Annotated in this window: 8 protein-coding genes and 4 pseudogenes; 5 read left to right on the forward strand and 7 right to left on the reverse strand. The window is 57.2% G+C overall.

The window, feature by feature from the left end; translation table 11 throughout:
- The first annotated feature begins 127 nt into the window (after positions 1-127).
- Positions 128-817, forward strand: a complete 690-nt coding sequence (locus AU465_RS38010; RefSeq protein ID WP_446685764.1) for a hypothetical protein — start codon at positions 128-130, stop codon at positions 815-817.
- A gap of 20 nt (positions 818-837) precedes the next feature.
- Positions 838-1,038 (forward strand): annotated as a pseudogene (locus AU465_RS05130) (integrase core domain-containing protein); the annotation flags it as partial.
- Positions 1,039-1,095: 57 nt separating this feature from the next.
- On the opposite strand, the gene AU465_RS05135 reads toward AU465_RS05130, so the two are convergent.
- The 3 genes from AU465_RS05135 to AU465_RS05145 all read right to left on the reverse strand — a co-directional run bounded on the left by AU465_RS05135 (position 1,096) and on the right by AU465_RS05145 (position 4,558).
- Positions 1,096-1,938, reverse strand: a complete 843-nt coding sequence (locus AU465_RS05135; RefSeq protein ID WP_192244602.1) for an HAD family hydrolase — start codon at positions 1,936-1,938, stop codon at positions 1,096-1,098.
- Between the two features lie 236 nt (positions 1,939-2,174).
- Positions 2,175-3,260: a cysteine protease StiP domain-containing protein gene (locus tag AU465_RS05140; protein ID WP_246505881.1), complete on the reverse strand. Its 1,086-nt coding sequence runs from the start codon at positions 3,258-3,260 to the stop codon at positions 2,175-2,177.
- Between the two features lie 131 nt (positions 3,261-3,391).
- Complete coding sequence (locus AU465_RS05145) at positions 3,392-4,558, reverse strand: phosphoribosyltransferase domain-containing protein (protein ID WP_312891207.1); 1,167 nt, start codon at positions 4,556-4,558, stop codon at positions 3,392-3,394.
- 24 nt (positions 4,559-4,582) lie between these two features.
- Between AU465_RS05145 and AU465_RS05150 the strand changes: the two are divergent.
- Positions 4,583-5,155 (forward strand): annotated as a pseudogene (locus AU465_RS05150) (IS6 family transposase); the annotation flags it as partial.
- A gap of 983 nt (positions 5,156-6,138) precedes the next feature.
- Here AU465_RS05150 and AU465_RS05155 read toward each other — a convergent pair.
- From AU465_RS05155 to AU465_RS05165, 3 genes and pseudogenes are all read right to left on the reverse strand, one after another.
- Positions 6,139-6,531 (reverse strand): annotated as a pseudogene (locus AU465_RS05155) (MFS transporter); the annotation flags it as partial.
- Positions 6,532-6,541: 10 nt separating this feature from the next.
- Positions 6,542-7,210 (reverse strand): hypothetical protein, encoded by a 669-nt coding sequence (locus AU465_RS05160; RefSeq protein ID WP_192244606.1) that lies wholly within the window; start codon positions 7,208-7,210, stop codon positions 6,542-6,544.
- A 152-nt stretch (positions 7,211-7,362) separates the two neighbouring features.
- Positions 7,363-7,827 carry a Ros/MucR family transcriptional regulator gene (locus AU465_RS05165; protein ID WP_192244608.1) on the reverse strand — a complete coding sequence of 155 codons (465 nt, stop codon included), beginning with the start codon at positions 7,825-7,827 and terminating at the stop codon, positions 7,363-7,365.
- Between the two features lie 725 nt (positions 7,828-8,552).
- Between AU465_RS05165 and AU465_RS05170 the strand changes: the two genes are divergently transcribed.
- Together AU465_RS05170 and AU465_RS05175 are read left to right on the forward strand one after the other, a co-directional pair.
- Positions 8,553-8,849 carry a hypothetical protein gene (locus AU465_RS05170; RefSeq protein WP_192244610.1) on the forward strand — a complete coding sequence of 99 codons (297 nt, stop codon included), beginning with the start codon at positions 8,553-8,555 and terminating at the stop codon, positions 8,847-8,849.
- Entirely contained in the window at positions 8,839-9,420 is a 582-nt protein-coding gene (locus tag AU465_RS05175; protein WP_192178731.1) for a type II toxin-antitoxin system VapC family toxin, read from the forward strand. The genes AU465_RS05170 and AU465_RS05175 overlap by 11 nt, the downstream gene beginning before the upstream one ends.
- 770 nt (positions 9,421-10,190) lie before the next feature.
- Here AU465_RS05175 and AU465_RS05180 read toward each other — a convergent pair.
- Positions 10,191-10,919: pseudogene (locus AU465_RS05180) on the reverse strand (TCP-1/cpn60 chaperonin family protein); the annotation flags it as partial.

Raw genomic sequence — 10,919 nt, forward strand, 5'->3', positions numbered from 1 at the left:
AGGCTATGATCGGTTCCAGGGCGCGTCGCTCCCGCGATTACCCCATGTGGATGCCAGCCTTCTCCGACGGCATCGCTATGTGCCAAGTTTGTGGTGTTACAGCCACGCAAAGGAGAGGCAGGCATCCATGAAAAAGGTTACCATCATCGGGGTCGATCTGGCAAAGAACGCCTTTCAGCTACACGGGGCGGCAGCCGATGGAGCGGTTGTGTTCCGCAAGAAGCTGTCGCGCCTACAGTTTTGCAAGTTCATGGCGGGTCATCCGACATGTATCGTGGCGATGGAGGCGTGCGGCAGTTCCCACTGCTGGGCTCGCGAGATGGCCCGGCTCGGCCATCAACCGAAACTGATTGCCCCTGGCTATGTCAAACCGTTCATCAAAGCGGCAGAAGAACGACGCAGCGGATGCGGAGGTGATCGTCGAGGCGGCGCAGCGTCCAACGATGCGCTTCGTCGAGATCAAGAGCGAGGAGCAGCAGTCCCGGGCGATTGTGTTTCGCACCCGCGAACAGCTGGTCAATCAGCGCACCGAGTTGGTCAACGCCTTGCGCGCGCACCTTTACGAGTTCGGTGCCATGTTGCTCCGCAAGGCATCGGCCACCTGCCGCGTCTGGCAGAAGTCGTTGAGGACGAGAACACGGGACTGCCGGATCTGGTCCGCGAGATCTGCGGCGATCTGTTGGGCCAGATCGACCAGCTGACTGACCGGCTCGACGCAGTCGCGCTGGGAGCGGCGGCCTGCCTGCACCTTCGTGCTTCCGGTGCCCCACGTCCCGGATGGGCTCACCATAAGGCCGTTCCAAAACAAGAACAGTAGGACGAAAAGGCACCACAGATCATATGCCGGATAAGGGCCGAGTCGAGAGGATGAACCGGACCATCAAGGATGCGACCGTCAGGCGCTTCTACCACGAGAGCCATGACCAACTCCGCCAGCATCTCGCCGACTTCGTCGCGGCCTACAACTTCGCGCACAGGCTCGAGACCCTCAAGGGCCTCACGCCTTACGAGTTCATCTGCAAAACCTGGGCCACATAGCCCGAACGCCTCACACTCAATCCGCTCCAGCAAATGCCGGGACTAAACATCTAGTTCTCACACAGCCTGATAAGTTGGTCTTTTGCAAAGTTTCCGGTCGGAGAGCGCTGCGTTTGTCGATTCGCCGAAGGTCAAGCCTTGGTTCAGCATCGCCGAAATCTGCGAGCGCGATGGCGCGCCCCACCAGTCGCACAGATTGAGATAGGCGAGATCGCTTGCGCTATCACCGAATCCGATCGCTGGCCTATCTCCAGACTCCGAGCGGATCTTCTTCAAGAGGAACTCTACTGCCCGGCGCTTTGAAACCGGCGGGGGAATGAGCGCGAAGTTGTTTCCGTTGTGATGCCGTATCCAACCCGCATCGTCGAACTCAAATTTCAGTTCCGCCAGCCTCTTGCCATCACCGTCGTTTTCTTTGAAGACGGCGTATGTGGCCATATCCATTTCTTCAACGATCCACGAACGAACAGACATTTTGCCAGCTTCGGCTCCTTGCCGACCTATTTCAAGTACCTTGTTCAGTGCCTCCCTGTGAGGGATCAGTTCCTTAGAAATGACATCGTGCCATTCCTTCAGATGCGCACCGCCCGGCTTAAGGATGACAGCGCCGTTGGCAACAATTGCATAGCTGTTGAACGCGATCTTGACGTTCCCGTAGGCTGTCGAGCCACGTGCCGTGACGGGAATGACCTGTGACGTACTCAGCAGCCAATCGATCATCGCAACTTGCCGCGGGGTCATCATGGAATGATGTCCGTTCGACGAGATCGCAGCTAGAGCCAGTTTGTCCTCGCTGCCGTTCGGACACTTTGCGTGCGTCTGGAACAATGTGTCATCCAGATCGGCAAAGACGATTGGCTGGATGGCGTGATCTGCGGATTTGACGGGTTGATCAGGCATTGCACTCGATCCGCCATACATATTTGGAATTCGTTTTCGTCAACTCGGAAAGATCCCGCGGATCACTTTGGTTTTTCGTTCACATCTTTGCCAACTGCTTCGTCTTCTGGACACAGGACCAACGACTTTAGTTTCGGAAGTTTTTCTCCCAAAATATAAGCAGGCGCGTCTTGCTTTATAATCGACATTTAAAGTGTCGTCCCGAGTTCAAACGGCGATACGTTTTTCAAGATCTTTTAAACCGTCTGGATTAATGTAATGGCTCGATAAGGCCGGATTTTTTCCGAGACGACTTGGAAGGGAACATTCTTCTCTCGGATCAAATACAGCAGCGCTGCCAGCTCAGCATCTTCAACGGAAGAAAGGAATACAATTTGAGGCAAACGGCGCAGAATTGCCCTCGTGGCTTCCGCAATTCCTGGCTTGATCCGATTAAAATTCTCAACGGCAAACTCTGCAGCAATTCGATTGATTGCCTCCCGCGATCGTCTCTGATGGCTTGAGCGGTCGTTATCCGTCCACTGCGCGATATCGTTATTTTGGTCTAACGCGGTGGCGGCATGTGTCCACACATTGTCCACGAAAGCAGCTGAGATATCGTGGGACATCAAGTGATCCCATATGACTGTACCGTGAAAATCTTCCGGACCTGTGACCTGCTCGTTCAGTATCGAACGGCTGATCAGCCCGGACACGGTGCTTCCGAGTATTCCCGATGGAATAAGCCAGTCTTCGCTCGACGCCGCAAGCCACGCGCGGCCACAGGGGTCAGCCAGAACCACCAGCTTTGGCGGCTGTGCAGAAAATGAATGGAAGCTCCGTTCCAGCTCGTTGGAGATAGCGCCTTTGCCGGTCCAGCCATCAACGAACAGCAGGCCTTCGATGGGCCGCCGCTCAATGATGTGGTGCATTGCATTGCAGTCAATTCCGCGGTCCCGGATGATCGAAATGCCAAAGTGTTCGACGTCCTTTTTTAGGCGCGACAACGCACGCTTGAGGAGAACACCCAAGGGCACTCCGGCCCGAACGAGGCTCGCCAACGTGATCGGGCCTTTAATTTGGTTTGAGATAGACCGCGCGAGGGCTGCCACCTCGCGTCCCATTCTCGCAGCGCCAGCTGACATCGCTCCATCAAATATCTCCATGTAGCCGGCTTCGGGCGCGCCTTCGAATGAAATTGTTTCCGAATAGTGGCGTAGACCGGACTGTATCGCCGCTTCCTTCGATGCGACGTCGATTGCCTCCAATTTTATCGGTTTCAAAAGAAACGTAACGTCCGAACCACCATACGTGCCCGAAATGAATTTACTTTGCGTCGTCAACAAAGTTCTCTCTTTTCTCCGCCACGTATCGGAACCCGGGACGCTTAAATGCCCGCGGACTTCAAACCCAGGCCGGAGTATTGATGAAATAAAAGTTGAATGCAGCGGATATTGACAATCGAGAAAGGTGCTCACCGAGCAACTACGACTGTTGGCCGCCGCAATGACGTCACAAGTATAGGACTTATCTGCTCTTCATCCGTCTCGGAGCAGAGGAGGACCTTTGCGTAATCTGACGGATTGACATTGTACAGGTAATTTAACGAATGCCCCCCGTAATTGTCTTCAAACGCGAATTTCTTTACAATCGCGTGACCTACTGAAATCGGCGATCGTGTAACGGATGAGTAGTGGACGTCAGCTCCTTCCATCTCCAACTTTTCCGCAAGCAGGAACGGCTGCCAAATATGTTCTCCTGTACCAAGAACCAGCGTAGCGCCCGACGCTGCTGCCTGACCCTCCAGTTGCAGACTGTGGCGGGAGACGCCCAATCGCGCCCAGTCGATATCCTTGTCGGGCGAAATGACCTTGCGCCTTTTCGTTTCAACTGTTGGCACTTCCGGCGCGTTGATGTTCAGACCGTTTGCATGCCAGCGATACCGCCCGGATAGGAGTGACGCGCGCTTCACATTGGTTGCTATCGTCTGTTCGATAGCGCCATCTGACCAATCCGTGAGGGTGACGAGTACCGCATTGTGAACGTTCGACCTGATGCTGGCAGGCAGAGCTGCGAACAGATTGCCGAGTGTTTTTCCGGTCGACGCTTCATCGTCAATCAATACAAGTGTTCGGGCATTCTTGACCCTCGAGGCCAGACCTGGCACGAGCGGCCAGTGTAAGAGATGTCCCGTGGCGTGACTGTGCTCCTCCTGGAACTCGCAGATTAGGGGCAAACCAAGTGCATGTCTGGTAGTGCAAATGTAGACGGTGTCATCCCGGTCATTTTGTTCTGAGTATTGCTGGTGCACGCCCGCACCCAGCCCGACACCGGCTTCTGCCATTCCTATGAACAGGATTGGCCCTTCGAGATCGGGTGAAATTTGGTCGGCCAGAAATTGGTACGTCGTTCGCATCAGCGAAGGCCGCACGGGAATATGACGTCCAAGCACCTTGGAAACGAACATGAAAGACCGTTTGGGGTTAATGCGCTCCGCAAACCCGAATATTGCATCGGGGGGCATTAGGCTGCGATCGATTTCAACCGATATGGTTCCACGGGCGAGCTCGGCAGAACGGTATTTTCTAAGTGCATTGTCCAAAGTGGCCACCCGATTCGTTAATGATTTGGGGGTTGTCACGGTAACTTCTTGTGAGGAGGCGCTGGGGTCGACGCCGGTTCATGCACATCAGCTACAAACGTCACCGCTTTCGCCGCCCATGCGGTGTGGCTTTATTACCGGTTCCCTTTGAGCCTGCGCCGGGTCGAGGAGAGCTTCCGGAGTGCTGGATCGTCGTCTCCTATAAAGCGATCGCCGGTGGGGGAAGAAGTTCGGCCCCGAGTTTACGTTCGACCAACTGCGCAGGAAGCGGCCGAGCCCCAATGATGTTTGGCAGCTCGATCAGGACGGATATGTTCTCGAGGACGCGCCTGCTCACCAGGCTGCTGAAGAAACAGGGCCTGGCGCCAAAGCGCATCATCACCGACAAGCTGCGTTCCTATGGAGCGGCGAAACGGCAGGTCATGCCGGATGTCGAGCACCGCGCGCACAGGGGCCTCAACAACAGGGCCGAGAGTTCCCACGTGCCGCTGCGAAAGCGGGAGCGGACGATGCAGGGCTTCCGTTCGCCGGGAGGCTGCAGCGCTTCGCTCGATCTTCTCAACCTTCCGTAGTCTCTTCGTCCCAGCCCGCTCAAAACGCTCCGCATTCCAGATCCATCTCCATCACCTGGAAAGCGGTGATCCCAGCCCTCGCCTGATATGGCCGTCGGCGGTCCCTTCACGTCCAAACGCGACAGTGTCGATTATCGTCTTTCGCCAGATCGCCGACGAATCGCTCCACCTCAGCTCGTGACATAGTTCCTGGCTCGGCACGCTACGCCTGCAGCTCTTCAGCCAAAATCTTCAGTTGCTCCGGGCAATTCAGTACTTCCGGGCCAGTTGCCATCGTCATCTCCTTTTGGTTCGGGGCAAAACCGTCACAACGGCTTCCCAAAGTGATGTGCAAGTGACGTGCCATCCTGAGGATGTAACTGCGCGCTGCTACTCAAGTTAGGCCGGCGCACCTTCGCGTCGCGCTCTTCCTTCCTTTTTGCTTGAGGCTGCGCACGAAATGCAAAACGTTTGGCCTATGGTGCGTCTGTTCGATAGTCGACAGTTTGGCTCAATAGCGACAGTATTGTTTGCATGGATCGAGACACCATGTGGTCGGCACCGGTCGGTCGCCATCAGTACGACAAGCGAAATCACGGAGTGGCCCCGGCGCGCGCGTGCTGCCGCCAAGCCGCTTCGACGAGCATGCCGCGGGTATGTTCACGGCCCTGTTTAACCATGACCGTTCTCAAAATCCGAACTTTTTTTTCGCCCAGCGAATAGCATGTTACACGCCATTCTGGTTTTGCGCTCCGTTAGTTTGAAGCCTTTCGTCGACCGCGCTGTTCTACACTCACATTCCACTACAAAATTTGTCGATAACGGAGAAAGGCAGCCAGATAGATCGGTCCGACTGACTGGATGCGGCACTGAGCCTGTCGGCCCTCTGTCCGCAAGGACTATCACATAGGAGGGATCACACCCCAGCCACTGCACCTGCAACCGCATCTGCCGTGCTGAAATCGTCGTCGCGCCGCACGACGATTGAGGTTATCACTAGATAGTGGTCGGACAGATACTTGTCATGCGCCAGGGGGCCGGTTCATCGGCTAACGCCTCATCATGACGTCACCTCGGAGGACGAGAAAAGATTGTTGTGGCATGGGTACGAGCTACCTCGGTCGTTTGTTCGATCGAAAGCACTGTGTGTGGAGGAAGCTCTCCATCATGCAGTGCCAGGAGATGAGGGCCGACTTCCTTATCCGCGGCCGTGAGCCGATGCTTGAGGCGAAGAAAGTCCATCCAGGTTGGCGTGAGGAATGTCTCTGTGCAAAGTGAAGGCGTTTGAAGATTTCGCTGGAGCGTCCAATTCGTGCACCGGCACGGCTCTGAACGTGGCGCCTTGCCCGCATATAGCCCAAAAAGGTCTCGAGGTTACTCTGATATGGAGTAATCAACCTTTACAGCGATAGGGTCGCTCCGGGGCTTCCGTTCAAGTGCCAGTTCGGGAGCGCGAAAATTTCGCGGCCTGTCAGCGGCGGCCGAAGGCCAAGACCTCGGCTGTGTAGGTCTCCACCACCAGGCTGAAGGGCTGGTTCGCTCCGGTATAGAGGATGGCCCGGTGCCGCAGCACCTCGTGGGGAATGGCCAGCGCTCCTTTCCCCGCCGCCGGCAGCGGCGCGTCCATCTCCCACCCCTTGGGCAACGGCGACCACAGCAGCTCGGCGCTAATGGTCTGGCGGCGGAAGTGCAGAGGCTGGACCACCTTCCCGAAGGGCTGGTCGCTGGTGTCGAGCACCTGGTTCATCTGGGGTGTGAGTCGTGACGGGACGTACCAGTTATCGGCCTCGGAGAGCACGAGCTCGCCACAGGCGAGCTGCACGCGGCGGTAGTGCACGGGTTCGCCAGCGCTGATCCCCAATGCCTGGCGGGCATTATCCGGCAGCAGTTTGTCGTCGCCCTTCACGCGATGGGCGACAATCTTCGCCTCCGGCGCCAGCCCGTGCTCACCACACCACCGTTCCAGCGTAAGCGTGGCGCTGGGGTGGCTGAGCAGGTCGGCGTTGAGCGTTTCCAGCAGGGCGAGGGCCTGGGTGCGGGAGGCGGTGTCGTTGGTGAAGAGGGTGCGGGCCTCGGAGGGTGACGAGACGATCACCATCATGGCGAGGGAGGCTGCTGCGATGAAATTTCGAGTACCCATGGTGCGACATCCTTTGCGTTGCAATACGAGCGGCGTTTGCAGGAACGCACCCTGTACGCGATTGAAAACATGGCGGCGCAGACACAACCACGAAACGCACCCTGTGCGCGACCGCAGGCTGCGCACTGGAGAACGAATTTCGGTTGCCGAAATTAGACCGCGACCTTCTTGCGGGTCCGCTTCGCCGGCACTGGCGTTTTCGGCTCCTTCGGCTTGCGGCCGAGCCCCATCGTCTTGGCCAAGGCCGAGCGCGCCGCGGCGTAATTCGGCGCGACCATGGGATAATCCGCCGGCAGGCCCCATTTGGCGCGATATTCATTCGGCGTCAGCCCGTAGTGGGTGGACAGATGGCGCTTTAGCGATTTGAATTTCTTCCCGTCCTCAAGGGAGATGATGTAATCCGGTGTCACCGACTTCTTGATCGGGACTGCAGGCTGAAGGACCACCCGCTCTTCTGCCGAGACGCTTCCGGCCGTGCCTTTCAGAGCCGCATGCACTTGGCCGATCAGAGCAGGGAGATCCCCCACCGGAACCGGATTGTTGGAGACATAGGCTGAGACAACATCGGCGGTGAGCTCGATGAGTGTGTCGATGTTTTTGTCGGCTTCGTCTGTCATGAAACTCTCCGAGCGGCTTGAAACATAGTCGGCGAAGCATTGCTTCATAGTGGGGCTTGCCGCTGAACGCAAATACAGCGTTAGCAGGGCTGTCGCGATGCTCGTCGAGCACTGAGATCTATGCGACGTATCATGCCCTCGTGCACGTTCATCCGCTCGCTTTTGGCTATCCCCCGACCAAGTCGAGTTCAGCTGTGCTTCCCAATCCCCTGCTTGTGAATTTTCCACGAAGAGCCGAAGATATTTTCGCGCCATCGAAAGCGCAACTATCGCGATGTCGATTTTGGCAATTCGGTACCCAAGCAGCTCGACACCTGCATTTTTCGATATAGGGTGCAGCCAGCTGCTAAGCGCGTTTCGGCCATAAGCTTGGGCCGAACTTCGTCGATCTTCTTAATGCGAAATTGATGGCCGAGCAGTCCCCCGGAAATCGATGTCCAGCCGTACGGTCTTGAGCTTTTTGCAATTCATCCCTAACCTGGAGTTGCATCGCCAAAAGGAGCGCTTATCTCTTCGAGCGGGCGCTTGCGACCATAATCGGAATGTCGTCTTAAGGACGATGTTCCCCTCGGCTCGGGTAGCCCGTCGAAGCGAAATCTTCCACCGGCCGCGCCGACATCGCTATCCAGTATCGTGGCGCTGGGATCATCCCCGCGACCGACCTCGACTACCCCTTGCATCTATGTTGAACGTAAACTATGTTATGTTCAACACAGGAGGCTGGCATGGGCGCTCAAATCCATACTACAACAGACAGCGAAGCAACGGTCGCACTGACCCGCAACCAGCTCGTCCTCGAACAAGCGAGGGCCGTTGGTCTCCTTGGCTCCGCTAAGAATACGCGTCTGTCGGGGCGCGTACCGTCAGAGCTGATCGACGCGGCCAAGAAGCGCGCCCACGTCACGTCGGACACCGAGTTGTTGGAGCTTGCTCTGTCGCGGCTGGCGCTGGAGGATGACTTCGGGGCTGGCCTCGTCAAGCGCAAAGGCAGCATTCCCTCGGATATCGATCTTGGGATTTGATCTCGCCGATACCCTTCGATCATTCAAACCGCAGAAACGCCTGGGGACACTCGTGCGCCGGGCCGATGACGATCTGCCATGGGTCGACGACGAGCCTATTATTGGCCGTCCATTGTTTTTGGATACGACCGTGTATCTGGATGTCCTCCAAGGCCGATCACCGGCAGAGGTGGATAGGCTTCTGACGTATAGGCTATGTCATCATTCGGCTGTGTGCCTTTCCGAGCTGACATACGCATTCGGCCGATTGGATCCAAAGCACACGTCAACGAAGATCGCACTGGAAACGATCCGGGCGACGGTCGCGGATATACCCGAGCACCGACTTCACGCTCCCGACACTGCCATCTGGGGGCAATCCGGCATCCTCGCAGGCCTGCTTTTCCGAATGAGCAATTTGCCAAAAGGCGAAGGTCACGAACGCAAGTTCGTCAACGACGCTCTGGTTTGCCTGCAGGCGCGGCAGCTGGGTGCGAGTGTGCTCACGGGAAACATTCGGGACTTCGACTTTCTTTCCCAACTTGTACCGACGGGACGAATTGTCCTGTATCGAACACTAGAAGCCTCGTGATTCGCATGAGTTCGGAGGTCTCAGAGTACCGTGTGATCTTCCGCCAAAATTCGGACCAGCTCCTAAACTGTGGGTAAACCTTTTGCCGCCTCAATGGCCGCTGAGTATGAAAGCCTCGGACTGCGACGCTGGCGTTTTGCTGAGTCTGACGGTTTAAATAGAAGCCATTCTGCATATCTATTGCGAGTATATGGGAGCGTAAATGCCGAGGGTCCGGACGGAGTTGGCAAAACGACGACGATCGATCTCTGGAAGGACGCCTTAGTGCAACGATCTGGCCGCTTTGAATTCTTGAGCTTTCCGGGGAAAGCTGAAGGCACCCTTGGCGCAGTCGTCGGCATTTAGAATAGCGAGGGCTGCTCGCTGGGCCGTGACTCTAACAATGAACCGGGCTCGATGTTCACGCTCTGTGCTTCGAAAGTCGCATAGGAAGGCAGTGCGGAACGCACTAAGCAGCAAGAGGAGAAGGGCATCGCCCCATGAAAAAGCGCCCGGCTTGGCAGAATTTGCCGTGTCGCAGCGCAACATCCTGAAAAGCGAAGCCTCGACCCGGGAGCGTCCCTCACAGCTTTTAGGTGCGGGGGACGCCTTTTTTAGTCAAATTCATTTCTTCGGATTTGTCCCCCGAAACGCCTTAGGCGCCAAACTAACGCCGAGGGGCTATTGGGTTCCGGAAATATTCGCGCCGACCGCATTTTTTCCGACCAAGCTTAGACCAGCAAAAAGGGCGGCATCGCTGCCGCCCTTCGAGTTGTTGAGATGCGTGGACCTTAGAAATCCATACCACCCATGCCGCCCATGCCGCCGCCGCCCATGCCGCCAGGCATGCCGCCGCCAGCCGACTCTTTCTTCGGAGCCTCGGCGATCATGGCTTCGGTGGTGACCAGCAGGCCGGCGACCGAGGCCGCATCCTGCAGAGCCGTACGAACGACCTTGACCGGATCGACGATACCCATGGCGATCATGTCGCCATATTCGCCGGTCTGGGCGTTGTAGCCGAAGGTTGCGCCCTTGTTGTCGAGGATCTTGCCGGCAACGATCGAAGCTTCCGCACCGGCGTTGGCCGCGATCTGGCGGGCCGGAGCCTGCAGCGCGCGACGCACGATGTTGATGCCGGCAGCCTGGTCGGAGTTGGCGCCGGTGGCCTTGAGGTTGGCCGAAGCGCGCAGCAGGGCAACGCCACCGCCAGCGACAATGCCTTCTTCCACGGCCGCGCGGGTCGCGTTGAGGGCGTCATCGACGCGGTCCTTCTTTTCCTTGACTTCGACTTCCGTCGCACCGCCGACGCGGATCACCGCAACGCCGCCCGCGAGCTTCGCGAGACGTTCCTGCAGCTTTTCCTTGTCGTAGTCCGAGGTGGTCTCCTCGCGAGCTTCGCGAGACGTTCCTGCAGCTTTTCCTTGTCGTAGTCCGAGGTGGTCTCCTCGATCTGCTGCTTGATCTGGGCGACGCGGCCCTGGATCTCGGCCTTCTTGCCGGCGCCGTCGACGATGGTGGTG

Source organism: Mesorhizobium silamurunense (assembly GCF_014843905.1).
GTDB classification, from domain to species: domain Bacteria; phylum Pseudomonadota; class Alphaproteobacteria; order Rhizobiales; family Rhizobiaceae; genus Mesorhizobium; species Mesorhizobium silamurunense.

Bases quoted from the DNA above. Each gene is read 5' to 3' on its own strand.
- AU465_RS38010 (WP_446685764.1), top strand. From the start codon at position 128: ATGAAAAAGGTTACCATCATCGGGGTCGATCTGGCAAAGAACGCCTTT.
- AU465_RS05160 (WP_192244606.1), bottom strand. From the start codon at position 7,210: ATGGGTACTCGAAATTTCATCGCAGCAGCCTCCCTCGCCATGATGGTG.
- AU465_RS05170 (WP_192244610.1), top strand. From the start codon at position 8,553: ATGGGCGCTCAAATCCATACTACAACAGACAGCGAAGCAACGGTCGCA.
- AU465_RS05165 (WP_192244608.1), bottom strand. From the start codon at position 7,827: ATGACAGACGAAGCCGACAAAAACATCGACACACTCATCGAGCTCACC.
- AU465_RS05135 (WP_192244602.1), bottom strand. From the start codon at position 1,938: ATGCCTGATCAACCCGTCAAATCCGCAGATCACGCCATCCAGCCAATC.